A 22,598-nucleotide genomic window follows, 5' to 3' on the forward strand; every position below is an offset into this window, starting at 1 on the left:
TGACCCGTTTCAGTGGCCGCGCGCGGCGTCGTGGTAAATGGAGAGCGCTTGCGCCAGGCGCTCGCGGGCGCTGGCGTCGAGCGGCTGGGCGGGAGACCGCGCGGGGCCGGCAGGCATCCCGAGCATCTGCGCGGCCGTTTTCAGCACGACGGGCATCGTGCCGAGCGCGAACGCATCGCGCAGCGCACGCAGCGATTCCTGTGCGGCGCGTGCGCCGGCGATATCGCCGGCCTTGAACTTGTTCCAGATCGACATGACGACATGCGGGACGGCATTGGTCGTCGCGGCGACCGCACCGTCGCCACCCGCGATCAGCGTCCAGAGAATCATCGAGTCGGTGCCGGTGAAGACTGAGAAGTCGTCGCGCCGCAGGTTGATCAGCTGCAGCAGGCGATCGAAGTCGCCGCCGCTGTCCTTGATGCCGCGGATGTTCGGAATCTCGGACAGGCGCCGTACCGTATCGACCGTCAGCGTGATGCCCGCCTTCGCGGGAATCGTGTAGAGCATGACCGGCAGCGGCGTGGCGTCGGCGATCTTCTTGTAGTGGGTGTAGAGCTCCGGTTGCGTCGCGCCGTTGAAATACGGCGTGATGACCGATACGGCGTCCACGCCGACGTTGGTCATCTTCCGGTTCAAATCGATCACGTCACGCGTCGCATAGGCGCCGGTGCCCGCGATCACGGGCACGCGCGAGCGGGCCTGGCTGACCGCGATGCGGGCGATGCGCAGCTTCTCTTCTTCATTCAGCGCGATAAATTCGCCGTTGGTGCCGAGCACGAAGAGGCCGTGCACGCCCGACTCGATCAGCCGTTCGACCAGCGCGCGCAGGCCGTCTTCATCGACGTTCTCGTCCGCCGTCATCGGCGTAATCAGCGCGGGAACGATTCCCTTTAGCGAAATTGACATGCTTGCTCCATCGCAACTGGGACGGCGGCGGAAACGCCATCTCCATGGGGTGTGTCGACATCAGCGGACGCTGCGCACCGGCGGTCAGGATTGCGCCGCTGGATATGTCCTCCGACGCTATCCGGACGCATAGAAATCCCGGCCGATATCGGTGAATTGACTTGCTCGTTCCAATCAATAAATTGATCGATATGTGCATTTTAGCCTGTTTTGTGATCGGAACGATCAATGAAAACCCTGATATGACCGAATCAGTCATTTCTGTCATTGAGACGCGCTGCCGGTTCAGCGCTGGTCCACCCGTGCTGGGCAGTGGCTCGATGGTGGGCCAGCAGGGCGGCCAGCGGCGGATGTTGAAGTGCTTGGAAAAGCAGGGCACTTCGCAGCGGGTGTCGTGAATACGGCATCGACCCCATGTATCGTTCAGTCGGGCGGCCGCATTTTGGCGGGCACATTGAGCGCTTGATCCGCACCTTGATGGAGCGCGTCCGGGGCCTGCCGGGAGCGACTGGGTCATCCCATAGAGGGCCGCAAAGGGGGTAGTTCGAAAAGACGGCGTGTTGTTGACGCCTCGAGAATTCGAGCGATGGCTCGCGGTTGAGATTGGGAGACGCTACCATCACGCTCCGCATCGTGGGTTGCTCGAAGCAGCGCCGGCCGACACGCAGAAGACGCTCGCGTGTAACCCCGACTCTCGCCTGCTGCCACCGTCGACGGATGCTGAGCTAAGGTTCTTGATTCGATCTTTACTTGTCGCGCAAAGGAAAGTCACTGCCAGCAACGGTTCACCGCCTGGCATTCGTATGTGATGGAGAGCAACCGCTGCGCCATCAAGGCGTCGGTGAGTGGCAATACGTAGTCGGACTTCGGTGCGGTGATTGGTGCTGGGGACGAATTCTGACGCGCGCTGAGCAGCACTGAATGACGGGAAAGCTGCGGGCATGCTGTGACGACCGGCGCTTTTGACGTGTTTGGCGCGAGGTTGCCGCGCGTACTCCCGCCGCTTCGTTTGGCGTGAAGACAAGCATCGCTGTCGTCACGCATGTTACTCCACCACTTTGAACACGCGGTTCTTCGCGATTAAGCCGGCTTTCGCCTGTTTGCCGTCGTCGTCAGCGGCGGGCCGCAGATGCCGATCGTCGAGCGTCGGCCCCATATAGCGGCTGCGCGGCCGGATCACCTTGCCGACGCGCAGCTGCTCGATGCAGTGCGCGAGCAGCCCGACGCTGCGCGCAATCGAGAACAGCCCGAACGCCGCATCGCGCGGCAACTGAAGTTGCACCGACAGCATCGCTAGCGCGACATCGATGGTCGGCCGCTGGCCGGTGAGCGTCGTGACCTTGTCCACGAAGTGCGCGAGTTCCGCCGGGGGATCGAGTCGCGCGAGTAGCGAGGCCGCACGCGGATCGCCCTCGGGGTAAAGATGATGACCGAAACCGGGAATCGGGATCGCCGACTTCAAGTGATGATCGACGACATGCTCGGCACCCATTCGTTGCACATCGTCGAACACTGCGCGCACGCGTCCCGACGCGTCGCCGTGCAGCGGCCCCGACAACGTCGCGAGCCCCGTCAGCAGGCAGCCCGCGAGCGACGCGCCGGTCGATGCGGTGATGCGCGCGGCGAATGCCGAACTCGTGATCTCGTGATCGGCGACCAGCACCATCGCGCGGCGCAGCAAGTCTGCGCCATGGCTATCGAGGCCCCAGCCGGCCGCGAGCCGCTGATGGGTGTGAAGCGGTCTTGCGCCGGCGTTGTCGTGCGCGCCGAACGCGCGCGACACGATCGCAACGAGTTGCCCGGCCTCGATGTGCAGCGCGCTGTCGAGCCGGCCGAGCGTCGAATGGCCAAACGCGGCCAGCGTCGCGAGCATCGTGAACGCACATTGCCGGTCACGCTCGCCGGGCGGCAGCACGATCACCGGCGCGTCGAACGACACCGGCGCGGTGGCCTGCCAGAGCAGCGAAGCCGTTTCCTCGAGCGTCGCGCTATCTGCGAGTTCAATGCTGTCGCGGCCGCGATACCATGCGCGACCCTTCGAGAACGTGGTGATGCCGCTGTAGATGCACGGCTCGGCGCCAAAGATCGCGCTGGCCGCGAGCGCCGCTCGCTTGCGCCCGACCTGCTTCTTGCGGCACAGCGCGACCACATCCTCGGCCCGATACAGGCTCTTGCGCGGATCGTCGGGATCCTGCATCACGGCAATGCTGCCGCGGCTCGCGTACGCATAGACGGTCTGCGCCCGCACGCCGAGCCGCCGTGCCGCTTCCGTCAGGGTGATCCAGTTCTGCATGGTGAGTCGTGGTGAGGATGCGGCCGGTGTGCGACCGCTTGCGCCGACTATAGACCGGGTTCAGTTGAATGTCATCTCGGCCGGGCGCCGCTCGAGCACCTCGACGAGGATGTCGCCGGGCGCGCGCACGAAACAGCCGCGCACGCCGGCGCGGATCCGCGTGACGGGCTGGACGATCTCCGCGCCGTTGTCGACCAGATGCGCGTAAGCCGCATCCAGATCCTCGACCAGCACGCCCAAGTGGTCGATCCCTTGCATGCGCGCGCCGTCCGGCACGATCGCCGGACGCGCGTCCGGCAGCGCCGTGATGAAGAGGTTGATTGCCCCGATCCGCAGGTCGACGCGGCCGGGGCGCCGCACGATTTCGGCGTTCAGGCAGCGCGCGAACCACGCGGCGGTGGCCTCGGCATCAGCCGAGCAGAGTTGCAGGTGATCCCATTTGAATTCGATCATGGTCGTGTGCGGTACGTGCAGTGGAGCGTAAAAGGGGGCGAACCGGGTCAGAGCTCGATACGCGACAGCTTGCCGAGCAGCACCGAGTACGACAGCGTGCCGAGGAGGCAGATCGCACCCATCAGGTTCAGCGCCCAGAAAAAGTTGCCGGTGTGCTGCGCCACGTAGCCGATCATCAGCGGCGTGGTGACAGCTGCGATATTTGCTGCGAGGCTCGTGATGCTGCTGGTGAGCCCGACATAGCGTTTCGGCGCGATCTCGGACACCGCCGCCCACGACATCGAGCCGATTCCCTGTGCGAAGAACGCGACGGTTAGGATCGCGATCACCAGCGTGTTCGACTGCACGAAATTGACGAGCACGATCGATGCGCCGAGGAAGGTGCCGATCACGAGGGGCGCCTTGCGCGACGACGACATTGATACGCCGCGCCGGATGCAGAGATCGGACAAATAGCCCGCGATAAGGATCCCGAGCGTCGCGCCGATGAACGGCATCGCCTGGAAGAAACCGACCTTGATCATCGACATGTGCCGTTCCTCGACAAGGTAGGTCATGAACCAGGTCGTGAAGAACACCAGCAGCGTGTTGTTGCAGAACTTGCCGAGACAGATCGCGAGGATCTGCCGATAGCCCAGCAGGCGCAGCGCCATGCGCCAGTCGAACCGGTCGCGCGCCGTCACTACCGGCTGCCCTTCGGTGATGTACTGCAGCTCGGCCGCGTTGACGCGTGGATGGCGCGACGGATCGCGATAGAGCCGGTACCAGACGACGCTGAACAGAATGCCGAACGCGCCGGTCGCGAAGAACACGGCGCGCCAGCCGAATGCCGACGAGATCCACAGCAATAGCCCGGTGAAGAGCGGCGTGCCGATGTACTGACCCATCACGTACACGCTCGTCGCGAAGCCGCGCTCCTGGACCGGGAACCACATCGTCACCGCGCGCGCGTTCGACGGAAACGCGGGCGCTTCGAGCGCGCCCATCGCTAGCCGAGAGCCGAGCAGCATGTGGTAGCCATGCGCGAGCCCTTGCGTCAGCGTGGCCAGCGACCAACCGACGAGCGATAGCGCATACGCGACGCGCGAGCCGAGCAGGTCGGCGAGAGCGCCAGCCGGCAGCAGCGCGATCGAGTAGGCGAGGCCGAACACGGCGAACAGCTCGCCCATCTGCACGCGGGTAAGCGCGAGATCCTTCGACAACGCCGGCGCGACGATACCGAGCGCCGAGCGATCGACGTAGTTGAGGACGGTGGCCACCAGCAGCATCGACAGCACGCCGTAGCGCACCCGCGATCGCCTGGCGGCGCCTGCGTGCGCGTCGAACTCGCGCATGACCGAAACCTGTTCTTCAGCGGTTTTCAATGTCGTCTCCTGTTTTGTGATGGTTGTGCCGGTGCACCTGCCGCGTGTGCCGGCGCGCGTCCTGTCAGCCGCGTCCGACGAAGGGCATCGCGCTCGCCATGATTGTCATGTTCAGAATGTTCGCTTCGAGGGGCAGGCTCGCCATCTGCACGATCGCGTTCGCGACGTGCGCAACGTCGACGCGCGGCTCGGGCGCGATGCGGCCGTCGGCCTGCAGCACGCCGTTTTTCATCCGCTCGGTCAGCGACGTGGCGGCGTTGCCGATATCGATCTGGCCGCACGCGATGTTGAATGGCCGCCCGTCGAGCGCGAGCGAACGCGTGATGCCGAGGACCGCGTGCTTCGTGGCCGTGTACGCGATCGTGTTCGGGCGCGGCGTGTGTGCGGAGATCGAACCGTTGTTGATGATGCGGCCGCCTTGCGGCGTCTGGCGCTTCATCTGGCGCCACGCGGCGCGTGCGCACAGGAACATGCCGGTCAGGTTGGTGGCGACCACGTCGTTCCAGAACTCAAGCGAATAATCGTCGAGCGGCACGGCGCCCGCGTTGCGGCCCGCGTTGTTGAACAGCACGTCGAGGCGGCCGAAGTCATGCGCAATCCGCGTGAAGCTCGCATCGACCGATGCCTCGTCGGAAACGTCGGTCGGAATGACCGCGGCCACGCCGCCTGCCCGCTCGACGATCTCCTGCGTCGCGAGTAGTGGATCAATGCGCCGGCCGAGCAGCGCGACGCTGAAACCGGCTTGCGCGAGCGCTACCGCCGCTGCCTGTCCGATTCCGGTGCCGGCGCCCGTCACTGCCGCGATTCTCTTCTCTGCCTGCATTTTCACGCCCTCGTCTTCAGTCCGTTGAACATGCAAAAAGCATTGCGCGGCGACGATTTCGCAGCAATCTTGATTCTTTCAATCAACATCAACCGCCCCGTCCCGACGGGCTGGCGTCAGGGTTTTCCTGAGCTCGCGACTGCGCCGTTCGCGCGCCGGCACGGCATCGCGCATAGCAGAGGAAATGATCGGAATCGGTCGATTATCCGGTCGCTCAATGCCGCGCGGACATGTTGATCGAACCAATCAATATTGACCTGCGCCGACTGCGCTTCGTAGGCTGTGTTCCGTTTTCCGACCCAAGGACGAGACCATGCCTGACAACAATCGCACCCGCCTGTTGGTTGCGCGACGCGTTCCCGCCGCAGTCGCCGCACGCGCAGAATCCGAATTCAACGCGTATGTAACGGACGCCGACATGGATGCGTCGTCCGTCGTCGAGTTCTGCAATCGCTACGAGACGCCGGCGGTGCTGATCGGCAAGAAATCGGGGCTGCAGGCCGAGCACATCGCAGCATTGCCGCCGAGCGTGAAGATCATCGCGAACGCGAGCGCCGGGTACGACCACATGGATGTCGCCGCCGCACGCGCACGCGGAATCGCGGTCAGCAACGCCCCCGATGCGCTGACCGACTGCACGGCCGATTTCACGATGCTGCTGGTGCTGGCCGCGTGCCGGCGTGCATCGGAGTACGAGCGTATCGTGCGCTCGGGGTGGGGAAAGTCGTTCGGCATGACCGACATGCTCGGCACGCGCGTGAACGGCAAGACGCTCGGGATTGTCGGTTTCGGCCGGATCGGCCGTGCAGTCGCGCAGCGTGCACGCGGCTTCGGGATGAGGATCGTCTATACCGACCGGCGTCCCGCAGCGCCCGAGATCGAGGCCGGCGCGCGCTATTGCGGGGATCTCGACACGCTGCTGCCGCAGTGCGACATCCTGACGTTGCATGTGCCCGGCGGCGGCACGCCGTTGATGACACGCCGCGAATTCGGCTTGCTGCGCGACGGTGCCGTGTTCGTGAATGCGGCGCGGGGCACTCTGGTCGACGAAGATGCGCTGTACGACGCCTTGACTTCGCACCGGCTGTTCGCCGCGGGGCTCGACGTCTATCGGAACGAGCCCAACATCGATCCGCGCTTTGCCACCCTCGACAATGTGTTTCTGTCGCCGCACATGGCGAGTGCGACCATCGAGACGCGCGACCAGATGGGGTTCACCGCGCTCGACAACGTCGCGGCGGTGCTTGACGGGAAGGGGGCGCCGAACGCGCTGTGATGCCGGCGGGCGCGAGCGCTCGCCCATGCCGGGGTGTCCGATGACGGAACCCCCGGCTTCAACCGCGTCGTTACTTCAACACCCCCTCCGCCACCAGCACCTCATGCGCGGCCTTGAACGCGCTGAGACGATGCGGAATACCCGAATAGGCGGTCGCATGCAGCAGGGTCGTTTTTGTTACGTCCAGGGGGGTGACGACGGACGCCCTAACGTCGAGTTGCGATAGGGCTTCCGCCTAGGTCTCGCGTGATGCGCCAAACCATGCCGCCGCTCGGGCCTGTCAGGAATTTTGTGTTTAAGGCATAACATGCTCCCAAGGAGAGTTTATGCCTCGCAAACCGAAAGCCCAGCCGCGGCTCTGCCGGCGATTCCGGCCGAGTTGCTCGAGCAGTTCGGCAACGGTCCGATGACGGCCGAAGCCATCAACGCCGCGACGCTGGCGTGTTGATTTCCACTGAATCTTGACCCACCCCGAGACAGCGTAGTACATCTATTCCGGTGTGGATAACTCCTCACTGCCTGCTGCTTTTGCTGCTCTCTTTCTAGTTGCCTTCGCCTTGGCAGAACTGGACTTGAAGCGCCAGGATTCATTGCCTGTTTCGACGATGTGGCAGTGATGGGTGACGCGGTCCCGCAGCGCCGTCGTCATCTTTGCGTCCCCGAACACGGTCGCCCACTCACCGAAGCTGAGGTTGGTGGTGATCGCGACACTCGTGTGTTCATACAGCTTCGAGAGCAAGTGGAACAGCAATGCGCCACCGGTTTGGCTGAACGGCAGGTAGCCCAGTTCGTCGAGGACCACCAGGTCGACGTACATTAGCTTATGGGCGATCTCGCCTTGTTTGCCGATGGACTTCTCCTGCTCCAGTAACTTTGGACTAGTCGTGACTAAGCTCTACGCGCTTGATCTCTTTAACGATGACGAGATAACAGAACACTGTAATCAGCGCATTGGCACCTACAAAAGCCAGGGCGCCGTTAAACGAGCCACCAGACTGTGCGACGAGATACCCGATCACAATGGGGGTGACGATACCGGCAACGTTGCCGAACATGTTGAAGATCGATCCAGACAGGCCAATCGCTTCCTTGGGTGAGGTGTCTGCGACCACAGCCCATCCAAGTGCACCCAGACCCTTCCCGAAGAAGGCAAGCGACATAAGGGCAACGACGACCCAATCGGTATTGACGTAGTTGCATCCGACGATGCAGCACGACAGCAGCATGCCGCCAACGATCGGCGTCTTTCGTGCGACGGTGAGCGAGCGACCATGTCGTATAAGTGTGTCCGACAACACGCCACCGAGAACGCCGCCACCGAACCCGCAGATGGCCGGCAGGGAAGCGATGAGCCCTGCCTGGAGGATAGTCATGTGCCGGGCCTGAACGAGGTAGATCGGAAACCACGTCAGGAAGAAATAGGTAAGCACGTTGATGCAGAATTGTGCGAGATACACGCCGAGCAGCATGCGATTGCCCAGCAGTTGCCGCACAACGCCCCAGCCACCGCGATGACTGCGCGAACCGGCGTCGGCTAGTTTTCGGCCGTGAATGAGGCCACCGCCCTGGTCAATATACTCGAGCTCCGGTTTATTGACGCCCGGATGGTTCACCGGGTTTTTCATGACCTTGAGCCACGTTATTGCCAGCAGCAGTCCAGCAAAGCCCATGACGACGTAGACGTAATGCCAGCCGAAGGCGTGGGTAATCCACGCCATCAGCGGAGTAAACACGACAGCTGCGAAATATTGCGCCGAATTGAAAATAGCGGAGGCAGTACCGCGTTCCTTTGTAGGAAACCAGCTCGCTACGACCTTTGCATTTGCAGGGAACGCCGGCGCCTCAGCGGCCCCCATGACAAAGCGCAACATGAATAGCGTGGTTACCGCTGCGGCGGCGCTCCCTGCCAGGCCGATCGAGCTTTGAAGCAATGTAAAGAGAGACCAGAGGAAGATGCTCGCGGCATACACTCGGCGTGCTCCGAAGCGATCGAGCAGCCAGCCGGCTGGAATCTGACAGAGAACATAGGCCCAGCTAAATGCGGAAAAGATGTATCCCATCTTGACCGCATCGAAGCCGAACTCTCCCCGCATTGCAGATCCGGTGACCGACAAGGTCGCGCGATCTGCGTAGTTCAATGTCGTGATGACAAAAATAAGGGCCAGAATGACGTAGCGGACCTTCGTACGCTTGAGTGCGTCCGCGGGATTTGCCGTGCGGCTCATTTCCATGACGATCTTCCTCTGTTTAAAGCGAGCGGGGTGCCTGTGTCGCTGTTGGGCATAACTGCGCGGCTAGCCCCGCCTGTCTCCTCGTGGCGTGCTTACTGCGCGCCGAGCTTTTTGATCAAAGCGTCGAGCTGGCTCAGTTCTTCGTCGTTGAGGTCCGTGAGCGGAGCGCGAACCGGGCCGGCATCGTGGCCAACGAGCTTTGCGCCCGCCTTGACGATGCTGACTGCGTAACCCGCACGGCGATTACGGATTGCGAGGTAAGGAAGGAAGAAGTCGTCAATCAGCTTTCCAATCGTTGCGTGATCGTCCGATGCGATTGCACGATAGAAGTCCATGGCGGTCTTCGGAATGAAGTTGAAGACGGCGGACGAGTAGACCGGAACGCCGAGGGCCTTATACGCGGCTGCATAAACTTCAGCCGTCGGCAGGCCGCCGAGATAGGAAAACCGCTCACCCAGGCGGCGACGGATCGTCACCATGTTTTCGATGTCGCCGACACCGTCCTTAAACCCGATCAGATTCGGACAGCGATCGGCGAGGCGCTCGAGCATGTCAGCGTTCAGCTTCGAATTGGCCCGGTTATAGATGATCACGCCCAGATTGGGCACTGCCTTGCACACTTCCTCGGCATGCGCTGCGATCCCGTCGAGCGAGGCCTCCGTCAGGTAATGCGGCATCAGGAGGATGCCCTGCGCGCCATTGCGCTCCGCTTCTTTCGCGTACTCGATGGCAACGCGCGTCGGACCACCCGCCCCTGCGAGGATTGGCACCTTGCCCTTGCAGACTTCGGTCGCCGTACGGACGACGGCTGTGTAGTCATCACGCGTAAGTGAGAAGAATTCGCCCGTGCCGCCCGCTACGAACAGTGCCGTTGCGCCGTAAGGCGCGAGCCAGTCGAGGCGGCTTGCGTACGTATCGGCGCGGAAATTGCCCTGTTGGTCAAAGTCCGTGACCGGGAAGGAGAGGAGGCCGTCGGAGACGATTTGCTTGAGTTCTTGCGGAGTGGTCATGATGGGGCGTTCCAAGAAATTCGGTTCGGTTTCGGTTACTACTTATATGTTATCGTACAACTAGGCTTTCGGCTGAGCAACGGGAAATGGCGGTTTTCAGAGATTTCCCAGGGTAAATAGGTATCCAAAAATAGGTTGTACGTTGTATGATGACGTAAAACTAAGCAGGGTCATTGGGCGAACCCCGCCGCTCAGAGGAAGATGCAAATGGAACAGACGCCGCTTTATATTCGCGTGCACCCCAATGACAACGTCGCGATCGTTGTCAATGACGGGGGACTGGGGGAGGGAGCGACTTTCCCAGATGGTCTGGCACTTCGCGAACGGGTGCCGCAAGGCCACAAGGTCGCGCTGAAGGATTTCGCTGAGGGCGATGAGGTCGTCCGGTACAACGTTGTAATCGGGTATGCGAGCCAGGCGCTGCCCAAGGGAAGCTGGGTGAACGAGCACGTCATTCGGATTCCAACCCCTCCCGGCCTCGACGATCTTCCGATCGCGACCATCAAGGCGCCGGTTATGCCGCCTCTGGAGGGTTACACGTTCGAGGGCTACCGCAATAGCGACGGTTCGGTCGGTACACGCAACATTCTTGCGATTACTACGACTGTTCAGTGTGTTGCAGACGTCGTTCAGCATGCCGTGACCCGGATCAAGAGCGAGCTGTTGCCGAAATATCCGAACGTCGATGACGTGGTCAGCCTCGGGCACACATATGGATGCGGGGTTGCGATTGACGCTCCCGATGCAATGGTGCCGATCCGTACAGTACGCAACATCGCGCTCAATCCGAACTTCGGCGGAGAAGTCATGATGGTGAGCCTTGGTTGCGAGAAACTGCAGCCCGAGCGTCTGATGCCTCCCGGGACGATTCCTATTGCGACTGTTACGGAAGCTGATGACGTCGCGGACGTCGGCGACCTGCCTTCGGACGTGAATGGTGACGTCGTGGTGCTGCAGGACGACGCCCATGTCGGTTTTGAATCAATGATCGAATCGATCATTCGGATGGCTGAAGGTCACCTGATCCGGATGAATAGCCGGCGCCGGGAAACCTGTCCGGCTTCAGACCTGGTATTGGGGGTTCAGTGCGGTGGCAGCGATGCCTTTTCTGGCCTGACCGCAAACCCGGCAGTTGGTTTCGCCACCGATCTTCTCGTGCGCGCGGGTGCCACGGTCATGTTCTCGGAGGTGACCGAGGTGCGCGATGGTGTCGGTCAGCTCACAGGGCGCGCAGCTAATCCCGAAGTTGCCGCTGCGATCATTCGGGAGATGGACTGGTACGACAATTATCTGAAGCGCGGCGGAGCGGATCGTAGCGCCAACACGACGCCGGGGAACAAGAAGGGCGGGCTGTCGAACATTGTCGAAAAGGCGATGGGCTCGATCATCAAGTCCGGCAATTCGCAGATATCTGGCGTACTCGCGCCGGGCGAAAAGGTCAGGCAAAAAGGGCTGATCTACGCTGCGACACCCGCGAGCGATTTTATTTGCGGCACGTTGCAGGTGGCAGCCGGGATCAATCTGCACGTTTTCACAACAGGCCGGGGTACGCCGTATAGCCTCGCCGAGGTTCCCGTCGTCAAGGTCGCAACCCGTTCGGACCTGGCACGTCGCTGGCACGACCTGATGGACGTGAACGCAGGCACGATCGCGACCGGTACTGCAACGATCGAAGATGTGGGCTGGGAGTTGTTCAAGCTGCTGCTCGACGTCGCGAGCGGACGCAAACAGACGTGCGCTGAAAAACTGAAGCTCCATAACGCTCTGGTTCTCTTCAATCCTGCGCCGGTGACCTGATCGCCGCTCGCTGCGCTGTTGTTGGACATCGCCGGCAACGTACCGGCCGATAAAAACCAATGAGATATGGACAGGCGACTCGCGCCTGGACTGGCTAGCCTTTCGTAGACATCTTCGAGCCATAATTTATGGCAACCGAGGAGGTCGATATGAGCGGCAAGCGGTACACGGATGAGTTCAAGATCGAAGCAGTCGAGCAAGTCACCCTGCCCCTGCCTCGTTGCCACGTACAGCATGTCATGCAGCAGCGCGTAGGGTTGCGTCAGCGTCTGGCCTCAGGGCTCGTCGTCCAACTTTTGGTCGCGTTCAATCATTGCAGGCATAGCCGATTGACTGGTGGCGCGCGGCAACAAGCGACCGGAGAATCGTTGGAAGGCTGCCTGCTGAACGTCGTCCGGGGGCCGGCCCGGCCCCCGGGTACTTCCGCGTGAGATCCACGTGCGCGGTTCCGTGAGGATCAGCGAAGGTCGGTGATCGTGGTGTTGTAGAGTTGCCCCGCGATCAACACGTTCTGCAGGCTAATGCCGTTCACGTTCCACGCATAGATCGGACCCGGCGTGGTGGTGCTGGCCGGCCCCGTTGCGGTGGGCGAGCCGAAGTCGCAGTTCGAGATGGTTACACCGGTGATGGCGGGAATCGTCGGGGTCGGCGCCGGACCGTTGTAGTCGAACGCCACCGGGCCTTGCGCGACGATCGCCTGGAAACACGAGCCGGTCGCGCTGCCGAGCGTGACGTTGGTGGCATTCACGTTAGTGATGTTGACGTTCTGCACGAGCGCCGGGCGCGTCCGGATCGCATCGCCGGCGGGTTGGTAATCGCAATCGAATGTGATCAGGCCGCCCTGCGATGCCGACGGATTGCCCGACGCCAAGGTCGCCACGCCGAGCGGCACGGTGCTGTTGATCGGGCTGCCGGCCAGCATCTTGCTGCCGTAGCCGCCACCCGTCAGGCTTACGCCGTTCGGCAGTGTCACGCCGTTCACATAGAAGTTGCGCACGAAACCGCCGCGATTCATGTTGGTCTTGATGCGGATAGTAATGTTCAGCGAATTGGTCGCCCAGTGCTGGTTCAGCATCGTCAGGTTGCGCGCGTAAACGTTCTCGATGCCGCCGCCCATCTCGCTGCCGAGTGTGATGCCGCCGTGGCCGCTATTCATGGTGCAGTTCTGCACCACGTGGTTCCGCGCCGCGCCGTATTGCGTATCGAGATCCTTGCCCGACTTGATCGCGATGCAATCGTCACCTGTGTTGAAGATCATACCGTCGCACAGCACGTTAGTGCAGGCATCAGGATCGAAGCCGTCGTTGTTCGGGCCGATGCTGTCGGCCATCACGCCGCGAATCACCACGTTTGTGCAGTCGGTCGGATGGTGCTGCCAGAACGGCGTGTTCTGGGTGTGATAGTTCTCCATTAGGACGTCGGTGCATCCGATGAATTCCACCATGCAGGGCCGCAGGTAATGGCCCAGCCCGAAGATGCGCTGCGCTACCGGCACACCGGCCTCGGACAGCGCGGGCAGGTAGTTCTGATCCTGCTGCCACGGCGTGGCCGGATTGGTCAGCAGCGTATACAAAGCGTCCGGAATACCGGGCGCGGCCGTTTTCAGGTCGACGTTGTTCGGGTTCGTATAGGCCTGCGACGGCGTGGAGGAGCCAGCGCAACCGTAGACACCCGTGTTGCCTTTGTAGGTCCACCAGCAGGTGGCCGTGTTGCCCGAGCCGGCGAACGGCGTCATCGCCTGCCCGTTTAGGATCGAGGTGGTGCCTTCGCCGGTAAGCGCGATATGGCTGGCGTTGCGTGCGTACACTAGCGCGCCGAAGTTCAAGCAGTCGTTGGCCTGCCAGCGGCTGTAGAACAGCTTGCCGTTGGCGCCGCAGTCGACGGGGCCGTCCTTGGCGTAGTCGGCCGGGTTTGGGCTGAAGAAGATCGTGCAGTTCGCGCTCAGGTGAAAGTTGACGTTGCTCTGCAGCACGATCGGCCCCGCGCAGTACCAAGCGCCGGCCGGCACTACCACGCGTCCGCCGCCCGCTGCCGAGCAGGCTGCGATCGCAGCCAGGAAGGCTGGACGCGAATCCACCGCTCCAGCGCCTGGGGTGGCGCCGGCGCCGGGGCTGAGCGGCGATTTGGCGGCGTCTGTATACGGGCTGGTTTGCGCAACGACCGAACACGGCTGGGCGCCGTAGGCCTCAACCTGGAAATCTAGGGCAGGGAACGACGACTGCGCGATGCCATTCAGCGAGGCGATGATGTTGGTCGCCAGGCCACTCGGCCCCCAGATTGGATCCTCCGCAGGCACGCTGGCGGGGGGCGGGGTGTTGTCGGTACCACCGCAAGCGCCGAGCAGGGCGCTGCCCATCAGGGCACCGCTGTAGCCGAGGAAATGGCGTCGAGTGATCCTGGGTATGGAGGGATGCCGAACGGTGCCGTCGGGTTGTGTATCGAAGTCGTTATCGGTCACTGCTGTCTCCGTCTTTTTTTGTGATCTTGTCGATGAGGCGATACCATTGACAGGGCTGTAGTCATACGATGACACGACGATATTATCGCTGAATGCCCCAACGCTCCCGTCCGTGTCTACCCTAAGAACAACCCGTCAGATTGCGCGTTACTATTGCCTTCCATGCGGCATATGAAGTTCACCGGGGTTTAGGCGGATTTCGGTCAACCTCAAAAAGGGGGAGAGGTTTCCCTGTGGCACAGCGCGAAAATCGTGTATAAGAAGTACGATGTCGCATATCAAAATTCGCGACCCATACGCGGGTCACCACGTAACGCACCCCGCAATCCACCCAACAATGCCAGAACGTGCGTGGCTGATGCCCGGGACGTCCCACGTGCCGTCACCGCGGCTGATGACCAAGCAGAGACAGGAACCAAGATGCGCAACATGACGGTGCGAGCCAGCCTGCTCGCGGCACTGACGATGTTTGGGGTGGTGATCGTGATTGGCGGCATCGCCGGCATCGTGTCGCTGCGAATGGCCGATGCGAACGCGCAGCGCCTGCATGAGATTTCGCGCCAAACCATCCTCGTCAACGACGCATACAAGGACAGCACCCGCACGCGTTCGGCGCTGGTGCGCGCCTATAGCGCGCTGAAAGAGCGCAACGACACGGCGGCGCGCGATTCGGCCTTGCAGAGCGCGAATCGCACCTTCGAACGCTCCGCGAGCGAAACCAGCGCATATCGCGACGCAAGTGCATTCGACGGCATGGATTCGGAGCTCAAACAACAACTCGTGGCGTCGTCGGACCGGCTTGCGGCCCTGCTCGCGCGCGCGGCCGACGCGCTGCGCAATAACGACACTGCCGGCTACGTGACCATCAACGACCGCGATGTCACCCGCGCGGGCATGGTGTACTCGGAAAACGTCGAGAAGCTGCAGACACTCGCGAACACCCTGACCGAACAGGCGCTCAACGACGGCAACGCGCGCTACCGGTGGATCCTGGGCTTCGTGGTGGTGGGCGTCGGGCTGGCGCTTGCGCTGATGGTCGTCACGCACGTCGCGCTCACGCGCATCGTGACGCGCCCGCTCGGCAAAGCGGTGGCGGTGCTCGACCGCGTCGCGTCGAACGATCTGACCGTGCGCGTGCCCGAGGCGGGCCGCAACGAATTCGGCCTGCTTTTTGCGGCCATGCGGCGGATGCGCGACGGACTCTCGCGCACCGTGAGCGGCGTGCGAGACAGCTGCGACGCGATCCACACGGCTGCACGCGAGATCGCCGCCGGCAATCTCGACCTGTCGAGCCGCACGGAGCAGCAATCGGCGTCGCTCGAGGAAACCGCCGCGAGCATGGAGGAACTGACCTCGACGGTCAGGCAGAACGCGGCGAACGCCACCGAGGCGAGCACGCTCGCGAGCGGCGCGGCGGACCTCGCGCGCCGGGGCGGTGACGTGGTCGGCCGCGTGGTCCGGACAATGCAGGATATCAGTGCAAGCGCGCTCAAGATCGCCGAGATAACGAACATGATCGACAGCATCGCGTTCCAGACCAACATCCTCGCGCTGAATGCGGCCGTCGAATCGGCGCGCGCGGGCGAACAGGGGCGTGGCTTCGCGGTCGTCGCGGGCGAGGTGCGAACGCTCGCGCAGCGCAGCGCCAGCGCGGCGCGCGAGATCAAGGAACTGATCGGCGCCTCGATGAACGAGGTGCGAAACGGCAACGCGTTCGCGGCCGAAGCGGGCGCGGCGATGGAGGACATCGTGGGCGCCGTGCGCAACGTGGCGACCATCTTGGTGGAAATGTCGTCGGCGACGAGCGAGCAGAGCGCCGGCATACAGCAGGTGGGCGTCGCCGTGAGCCAGATGGATCAAGTCACGCAGCAGAATGCGGCCCTCGTCGAGCAGGCCGCCGCCGCCGCGGATGCGCTGGAGCATCAGGCGCAATCGATGAAGGACGCCGTGGCGGTATTCCGTCTCGGCGAAGCTTGACGGCTTTCACCAACAATAGAAAAAAGGACGAAATGAAAACGACGATGAAGTTGCGCCGTGTGGCGCTGGCGTTCTCGGGCCTGGCCGCATCTTTCGCCGTGCACGCGGCGACATACGCCTACGTTTCGAACGCCGACAGCCAGGACATCTCGGTGTTCCGCCTCGACGCACGGGCCGGCACGCTCGCCGCGGTCGAAACCGTGCCCGTGAACGGTACCGTTATGCCGATGGCACTCTCGCCCGACCATCGTCGTCTGTATGCGGGGCTGCGCTCCAAGCCCTACAGTGTCGTGAGTTTCGCCATCGATCCGCTCGACGGCCACCTTGTTGAACTGGGTCGTGCGCCGCTCGCGGAAAGCATGGCATACCTGTCGACCGACATGACCGGCCGCTATCTGATGTCGGCATCGTACGGCGGCAACCTCCTGGCGGTGAACCGCATCGACGCGGATGGGGTGGCAGCTAACGTGCAGCAGACCGTCAAGACCGGGCCAATGGCGCATGCTATCCGCGTGTCGGCGGACAACCGCTATGCGTTCGCATCAGTGCTGGGCGCCGACGCGTGGTTGCGTCTCAAGTTCGACGCCAGCACCGGCACGCTCACCGAGGACGCGCAGCCCGCGTATTCTCTGCCGAAGGATTCGGGCCCGCGCCATTTCGTGTTTTCCGCTGATAATCGCTTCGTGTACCTGATCGACGAGCTCGACGGCAAACTGCACGTGCTTGCCTTCAATCGGGCCAACGACACCATTAGGCCGGTCCAGACGATTTCGATCTTGCCGCCCGACTTCAAGGGTGACAAGCCGTGGGGAGCCGATCTGCATCTCACACCGGACAGCCGCTTCCTGTTCATCTCCGAACGAACCTCAAGCACGCTGGGCGCCTATAGCGTGAATACGGCCACGGGCAAGCTGGTGCGGATCGGCACGTACGCGACCGAAAAGCAGCCTCGCGGCTTCAACATCGATCCGTCGGGACGGTATCTGCTCGCGGTGGGGCAGCTGTCGCCGACGTTGAGCCTCTATCGCATCGACGCGAAAACGGGCGGGCTTGCCACGCTCGGCCAATATCCGGTCGGCAAGGGCGCGAACTGGGTCGAACTGGTGAACTTCGACGGATCGAATCGCTGACCGATCCAGGCTGGCTGGCCATCGAGGCAGGCGATGCCGACCCGGGTCCCGTTCACCATCGGCCCGGCGCCCGCGGTTCCATTTTTTCCGCCTATAACAGTCATAAGATGTCGCATGACAAGCCTATGTATAAATCATCCCACCTATAAGGGGAAGAGGTCTGGATATATTGCCGTCGGATGGCGTTCATTGTACGATGACAGACTTCTATGGGAGCCGACGTGACGCAATCGAACGACCTCGCAAAGCTGCCATTGCATTGCACTTTCTGCCGTCGGCCGCTTCCATGCCACCGACCCGCCGCACCGGGAATCTGTTCGTGAAAATCGTCACCATCGAAGTCATTCGCCTCTCGCTCCCATTCGATGCGGGCCGCCGTCCCGTCGCCGCTGTTGAACCGACCGTCGCCGACACGTATAACGCCGCAGACCGCTCGCTGCGTCGCATGGAGTCGCTCCTGGTCAGGCTCACCGATGACGCAGGGCGCGTTGGCTGGGGCGAAGCATTCGGTCATCTGATCAATCCCGTCACGTTCGCCGCGCTCGAAGGCCCGGTTGGCCGTTGGTTCAAGGGCGCCGAATTCGAGCCGACGCGGCACGGGATCGCCGCATTGCGTGACGCGGCCGATCGCGCGCTGCATGCGTTCGGCCGCACCGGACCGGTGCTGTACGCGTTGTCGGCGATCGACACGGCGCTGCACGACCTCGCCGCGCAGGCGTCCGGCTTGCCGCTGTATCGCTGGCTCGACGGCCATCGCGACGAGATCGACGTGTATGCGAGCCTGGTCAGCTACGACAACGACCCCGACGAAGTCGCGCGCCACGTGCGGCGGGCGTCGGACGAAGGGTTCCGGCGCATCAAGCTGCACGAGACGCAACGTGCGGCCATCGCGGCCGCGCGTGCGGCATTGCCTGCCGGCAGCGAACTGATGGTCGACGTGAACTGCCCATGGACGGCGAACGACGCGCTGCGGCATGTGAGCGAGTTGGCCGACCTGCGGCTCGGCTGGATTGAGGAACCGGTGTGGCCTTGCGACGACGCGGACGGCATCGCGCGCGTGCGCGGCGCCGGCGTGTCGGTCGCGGCGGGCGAGAACGCGTCGGGTGTCGCGGGCTTTCGCGACCTGTTCGAACACGGCGCGCTCGACGTCGCGCAGCCTAGCATTGCGAAGATCGGTGGACCGACCGGCATCGCGGAAGTGATCGCGCTCGCGGCGGAGCACGGCGTGCGGGTCGTGCCGCACTGTTTCTATTACGGAGCGGGGCTGCTGGCGACCGCGCACGTGGTCGCGACGCTACCGGACGACGTCGCGCTCGAAATTCCCTATCTCGACTGGCCCGAGCGGCTGCATGACGCGCAGCGGCCCGGGGCGCGGCTGCGCTTGCCCGATGTGCCCGGGCTTGGCTTCTTGCCGGACGAAGCAGTGCTGGCACGCAACACGATCGCGCACGCGACGATCGGTTGAACGCAGGAACGGTGCGCTCGGCGCACGCACGCGAAGCCGTTGCCGGTTTGGCGGCGCAATCGGAAATCAGGAAGCCGGGTGGATGCGCAGGCATGTGCCCGGCTCGACAGGAGACAACATGAAAACGCGTTACCGCTGGTGGATCGGCGCGCTGCTGTTCGGCGCCGGTATGCTGAATTATCTCGATCGCGCGGCGCTGTCCGTCGTCGCGCCGATCATCAAGCGCGAACTCGGCATCGACGACGCGCAGATGGGTATCCTGTTCAGCAGCTTCTTCATCGGCTACTGCGTATTCTGCTTCGTCGGCGGCTGGGCCGCGGACCGATTCGGGCCGCGTCGAGTGTTCGCGTGCGCGGCCGGCGTGTGGTCTCTGTTCTGCGGCGCGACCGCGCTCGCCGGGTCGTTCGCGCACCTACTGATCGTACGCGTCGCGTTCGGGATCGGCGAAGGGCCGATGGGGACGACCACCAACAAGGCGATCTCGAACTGGTTCCCGCGCCGCGAAGCGGGACGTGCGGTCGGCTGGACCAACGCGGGGCAGCCGCTCGGTGCGGCCATCGCGGCGCCGATCGTCGGCCTGGTTGCGCTGCAGTTTGGCTGGCGCGTGTCGTTCGTTGTGATCGCCACGCTCGGCTTCGTGTGGCTGGCCGCGTGGTGGGCGTTGTTCCGCGACGATCCGGCGAGCCACCCGCGCGTGTCTCCGGAAGAAGTGCGTGAGATCGCATCCGACCGGACGGTCGGCGTCTCACTGGATGCGCATGCGGACGATCGCGCCGCGCGTCCGTTGCTGCGCGATCTGTTGTCGCGGCCGGTGCTCGGCGTCGCGCTCGCGTTCTTCAGCTTCAACTACGTGCTGTATTTTTTCCTGTCATGGCTGCCGAGCTACCTGACCGACTACCAGCATCTAAACATCAAGCAGATGAGTGTCGTCGGGATTCTGCCCTGGCTCGGCGCGACCGTCGGGTTCGTGGCCGGCGGCACCGTGTCGGATCGTATCTACCGCCGCACCGGCGACGTGCTGTTCGCGCGCAAGATCGTGATCGTCGTCGGGCTCGCGGTCGCGGCGGCTTGCGTGCTGCTGGCGTCACGGGTGAGCTCGCTCGGCGCGGCCGTCACGCTGATCGCGATCGCAAGCCTTTTCGCGTTCATGGCACCGCAGGCTTGCTGGTCGCTGCTGCAGGAAATCGTGCCTCGCGAACGCGTCGGCTCGGCCGGCGGGTTTGTTCATCTGCTCGCAAATCTCGCAGGCATCCTGTCGCCAAGCTTGACCGGCTGGCTCGTCCAGTATGGCGGTGGGTATGCAAGTGCATTCGTGCTTGCGGGCGCGTCGGCGCTCGCCGGTGCGGTTATCCTGACGTTCGCGGTGCGCGCGCGGACCGTTTCGCAGATGCGCCGGGTCGCCTGACGAAGTAATCCATTGAATTGGCAACGCTGGAGTGAGTGTGACCTGGTTCAATCATCATCAGTTGATGAAACCGCTCGGCTATATCCAGCTCGCCGAAGCCGAGGCGGAGTACTATCGGCAACTTGGAACAGCCGTCGCTGAGTCGGCATCAACTTAAACCAACCAGCCTCCACGATTCCCCGTGCGGCTCACTTTCAGCTTACCGGCCTTCGCCGCGCGCACCCAGTTTGCCAGCGTCTTGATTGGGATCGACAACCACCGGGAAGCTTCCGATACCCCAACACCTTCGGCCATCGCCAGCTTGACCGCTCCGTCGCGAAGCTCCTTCGTATACACCGCTCTTGGAATTCGATTCATCCAGGCCTCCGTTTCTAGATTTTACGAAACGCGTAGAGCAAATTAATTCTGTCACTCCAGAATCCCCACGGTTCAAGGCATCTGGCACCTGAGTTGACGACTTTATTGACAGTCTCACCAAAATAATGTCGTCAATTCGCATATGTCCGGATTAAATTTGTCAACTCCCGTCATAGACTTCGAAGCCCGACCGTAAGGCTCTGATCTTATGGACGATTCCCGGCACGCGATGCGGCCGGTTACGACGCCGCGCCCGCGCGGTGCACCCCGGCTGGACGCCTTCAGCCTCAAACTCAATCGCCGACTGACGCTGTTCCAACGCGGCGCGCCTGAACTGTGGCTGCTGATCGAAGCGGATCCGGCGGTCCAATCGTTTTGCGAGCGGCCGGGTTACGCGCAGCTCAGCGGACAGCGCTACCTCGCCGATTTTTGGGTCCGCTATGCCAACCGCGAAGAGTTGGTCATCCTGTCCGATTCGCTAGCGGAAAAGCCGCAACCAGCTGCGCGCCCTGATGACGAACTCAAGGGCATACCCATCCGTTTGGTGACATCAACCGACCTCGCGGCCGCACGCGCCTGGATCGATAATTGGCGGCACATGCTGCCCTGTCTGGTCGCGGCGCGCGGGTTGGTCTCGTCTTCGCTCCTACGCGCAGTCGAAATTTTCGTGACGATACCGCATACCTTGCTCGAGATCGAGCGCGAGTTCTCGGTCGGCGATCCGGCGCTGGTCCGTGCGGCGGTTTTCGGGCTCTTGCATGCAGGGCACGTCGACGCGGTTGACCTGCGTACCGAGCCGCTGTCGTTGCTGACGCGCTTCGCCGCAACCGAGGCGACATGATGGCACGTCGCAAGGCGGAATTTCAAACGCTGGATCCGTCGACCTGGCCGACCGTCGCGTGGACCGAGTTCGATGCTGCCGAACGGGAATCGATCCGGGCGCGTACGACAGCGATCGAGCAGTATGCGCGCGGCGCGCCGATCAAGGAGATCGAGCAGAGCACGGGCGTCAACCGACGACAACTTTATCGCCTGCTCGAGCGCGCACTCACAGCACATCCAGACGGGCGCCTCTGTGGCTTTCGCGCGCTGATCTTGCACTCACGCGTTGCCGATTACGTCCGCTTGAGTCCGGTGAAACTGAACGGCGAACGCGGAAGCCGCGGCGCCGTCGGCGCGTTGTCGCAACTGCTTGAGCGTTTCCCGGTGCTCGCGGCGTGGCTGCGGTTGCAAATCAAGCAGCACCGCGTCGCGTTGATCGAGATCCGTACCGGCGGAGAATTGCGCACACGCCTACGCGGCCTGCAAGGACTGCATGCGGGCTTTCTGCAGCAATGTCGTCAGTGCGGCCTCGTGGCTGCCGACTATCCGTTCAATACGGCGAGCCACGCGATCCGCTCGCTCTCGGCCCGCGTGAAAAGCGAACTGCTGAGCGGATTCGGCACCGCTGCGCGTGCCGCCGGCGCGACGCATCTGAAAGGCCTGCCGCGCAGCGATGATTTCGCTGCGCCCGCCGCGACACGCCCCTACCAGGTCGTTGAATTCGATGGACACCGGCTCGATATCCGTCTCAAGGTCGTGATGCTCGATCCGCTCGGTTTTACGCACGAGTTCGAAATCGAACGCGTCTGGTTGCTGGTGATCATTGACGTT

At 62.9% G+C, this 22,598-nt stretch carries 18 protein-coding genes and 5 pseudogenes; 11 read left to right on the plus strand and 12 right to left on the minus strand.

Going from position 1 to position 22,598, the window contains the following annotated elements:
• Positions 1–9: 9 nt before the first annotated feature.
• Positions 10–906, minus strand: coding sequence for a 4-hydroxy-tetrahydrodipicolinate synthase (gene dapA / locus DIE16_RS30665; protein WP_124523047.1), 897 nt, complete (start codon positions 904–906; stop codon positions 10–12).
• A gap of 161 nt (positions 907–1,067) precedes the next feature.
• Between dapA and DIE16_RS30670 the strand changes: the two genes are divergently transcribed.
• Positions 1,068–1,304 carry a hypothetical protein gene (locus DIE16_RS30670; RefSeq protein WP_124523049.1) on the plus strand — a complete coding sequence of 79 codons (237 nt, stop codon included), beginning with the start codon at positions 1,068–1,070 and terminating at the stop codon, positions 1,302–1,304.
• Positions 1,305–1,674: 370 nt separating this feature from the next.
• On the opposite strand, the gene DIE16_RS30680 is transcribed toward DIE16_RS30670, so the two are convergent.
• The 5 genes from DIE16_RS30680 to DIE16_RS30700 form a co-directional block, all read right to left on the minus strand.
• Complete coding sequence (locus DIE16_RS30680; protein WP_124523051.1) at positions 1,675–1,950, minus strand: hypothetical protein; 276 nt, start codon at positions 1,948–1,950, stop codon at positions 1,675–1,677.
• A 1-nt stretch (position 1,951) separates the two neighbouring features.
• Positions 1,952–3,199 (minus strand): citrate/2-methylcitrate synthase, encoded by a 1,248-nt coding sequence (locus tag DIE16_RS30685; RefSeq protein ID WP_124523053.1) that lies wholly within the window; start codon positions 3,197–3,199, stop codon positions 1,952–1,954.
• 60 nt (positions 3,200–3,259) lie between these two features.
• Positions 3,260–3,652: a VOC family protein gene (locus tag DIE16_RS30690; protein WP_124523055.1), complete on the minus strand. Its 393-nt coding sequence runs from the start codon at positions 3,650–3,652 to the stop codon at positions 3,260–3,262.
• Between the two features lie 47 nt (positions 3,653–3,699).
• Positions 3,700–4,986, minus strand: a complete 1,287-nt coding sequence (locus DIE16_RS30695; protein WP_062911590.1) for an MFS transporter — start codon at positions 4,984–4,986, stop codon at positions 3,700–3,702.
• 94 nt (positions 4,987–5,080) lie between these two features.
• Positions 5,081–5,839 carry an SDR family oxidoreductase gene (locus DIE16_RS30700; RefSeq protein ID WP_124894026.1) on the minus strand — a complete coding sequence of 253 codons (759 nt, stop codon included), beginning with the start codon at positions 5,837–5,839 and terminating at the stop codon, positions 5,081–5,083.
• 313 nt (positions 5,840–6,152) lie between these two features.
• On the opposite strand from DIE16_RS30700, the gene DIE16_RS30705 reads away from it, so the two are divergent.
• Complete coding sequence (locus DIE16_RS30705) at positions 6,153–7,115, plus strand: D-glycerate dehydrogenase (RefSeq protein WP_124523059.1); 963 nt, start codon at positions 6,153–6,155, stop codon at positions 7,113–7,115.
• A 70-nt stretch (positions 7,116–7,185) separates the two neighbouring features.
• Here the strand turns inward: DIE16_RS30705 and DIE16_RS37460 are convergent.
• The 4 genes and pseudogenes from DIE16_RS37460 to kdgD form a co-directional block, all read right to left on the minus strand.
• Positions 7,186–7,290: pseudogene (locus tag DIE16_RS37460) on the minus strand (gamma carboxymuconolactone decarboxylase); the annotation flags it as partial.
• A gap of 315 nt (positions 7,291–7,605) precedes the next feature.
• Positions 7,606–7,983 (minus strand): annotated as a pseudogene (locus DIE16_RS30715) (ATP-binding protein); the annotation flags it as partial.
• Between the two features lie 10 nt (positions 7,984–7,993).
• Entirely contained in the window at positions 7,994–9,346 is a 1,353-nt protein-coding gene (locus DIE16_RS30720; protein ID WP_059541780.1) for an MFS transporter, read from the minus strand.
• Positions 9,347–9,438: 92 nt separating this feature from the next.
• The gene (kdgD, locus tag DIE16_RS30725) at positions 9,439–10,356 is read right to left on the minus strand and encodes a 5-dehydro-4-deoxyglucarate dehydratase (RefSeq protein ID WP_027791957.1); all 918 of its coding nucleotides are present in this window, start codon (positions 10,354–10,356) and stop codon (positions 9,439–9,441) included.
• Positions 10,357–10,563: 207 nt separating this feature from the next.
• On the opposite strand from kdgD, the gene garD reads away from it, so the two are divergent.
• Together garD and DIE16_RS30735 are read left to right on the plus strand one after the other, a co-directional pair.
• Positions 10,564–12,153, plus strand: coding sequence for a galactarate dehydratase (gene garD / locus DIE16_RS30730; RefSeq protein ID WP_124523061.1), 1,590 nt, complete (start codon positions 10,564–10,566; stop codon positions 12,151–12,153).
• 128 nt (positions 12,154–12,281) lie between these two features.
• A complete protein-coding gene (locus DIE16_RS30735) occupies positions 12,282–12,584 on the plus strand; it encodes a hypothetical protein (protein WP_124646516.1) in 303 nt (100 codons plus the stop codon).
• 26 nt (positions 12,585–12,610) lie between these two features.
• Here the strand turns inward: DIE16_RS30735 and DIE16_RS30740 are convergent, their stop codons facing one another.
• The gene (locus tag DIE16_RS30740) at positions 12,611–14,509 is read right to left on the minus strand and encodes a glycoside hydrolase family 28 protein (protein ID WP_124894031.1); all 1,899 of its coding nucleotides are present in this window, start codon (positions 14,507–14,509) and stop codon (positions 12,611–12,613) included.
• A 522-nt stretch (positions 14,510–15,031) separates the two neighbouring features.
• Here DIE16_RS30740 and DIE16_RS30745 point away from each other — a divergent pair.
• The 5 genes and pseudogenes from DIE16_RS30745 to DIE16_RS30765 form a co-directional block, all read left to right on the plus strand.
• Positions 15,032–16,588, plus strand: a complete 1,557-nt coding sequence (locus DIE16_RS30745) for a methyl-accepting chemotaxis protein (protein ID WP_124894027.1) — start codon at positions 15,032–15,034, stop codon at positions 16,586–16,588.
• 32 nt (positions 16,589–16,620) lie between these two features.
• Entirely contained in the window at positions 16,621–17,718 is a 1,098-nt protein-coding gene (locus DIE16_RS30750; RefSeq protein ID WP_124894028.1) for a beta-propeller fold lactonase family protein, read from the plus strand.
• A gap of 319 nt (positions 17,719–18,037) precedes the next feature.
• On the plus strand, positions 18,038–19,183 hold the full coding sequence (locus DIE16_RS30755; RefSeq protein ID WP_124894029.1) for a mandelate racemase/muconate lactonizing enzyme family protein: 1,146 nt from the start codon (positions 18,038–18,040) through the stop codon (positions 19,181–19,183).
• A gap of 118 nt (positions 19,184–19,301) precedes the next feature.
• Positions 19,302–20,588 (plus strand): MFS transporter, encoded by a 1,287-nt coding sequence (locus DIE16_RS30760; protein WP_124894030.1) that lies wholly within the window; start codon positions 19,302–19,304, stop codon positions 20,586–20,588.
• An 8-nt stretch (positions 20,589–20,596) separates the two neighbouring features.
• Positions 20,597–20,745 (plus strand): annotated as a pseudogene (locus DIE16_RS30765) (IS3 family transposase); the annotation flags it as partial.
• Between the two features lie 35 nt (positions 20,746–20,780).
• On the opposite strand, the pseudogene DIE16_RS30770 reads toward DIE16_RS30765, so the two are convergent.
• Positions 20,781–20,945, minus strand: a pseudogene (locus DIE16_RS30770) (transposase); the annotation flags it as partial.
• A 208-nt stretch (positions 20,946–21,153) separates the two neighbouring features.
• On the opposite strand from DIE16_RS30770, the gene DIE16_RS30775 reads away from it, so the two are divergent.
• Entirely contained in the window at positions 21,154–21,786 is a 633-nt protein-coding gene (locus DIE16_RS30775; RefSeq protein WP_054928400.1) for a hypothetical protein, read from the plus strand.
• A pseudogene (locus DIE16_RS30780) lies at positions 21,786–22,598 on the plus strand (hypothetical protein); the annotation flags it as partial. The gene DIE16_RS30775 and the pseudogene DIE16_RS30780, both read left to right, overlap by 1 nt.

The sequence above is a fragment of the Burkholderia sp. Bp9090 genome (genome assembly GCF_003857985.1).
GTDB lineage: Bacteria > Pseudomonadota > Gammaproteobacteria > Burkholderiales > Burkholderiaceae > Burkholderia.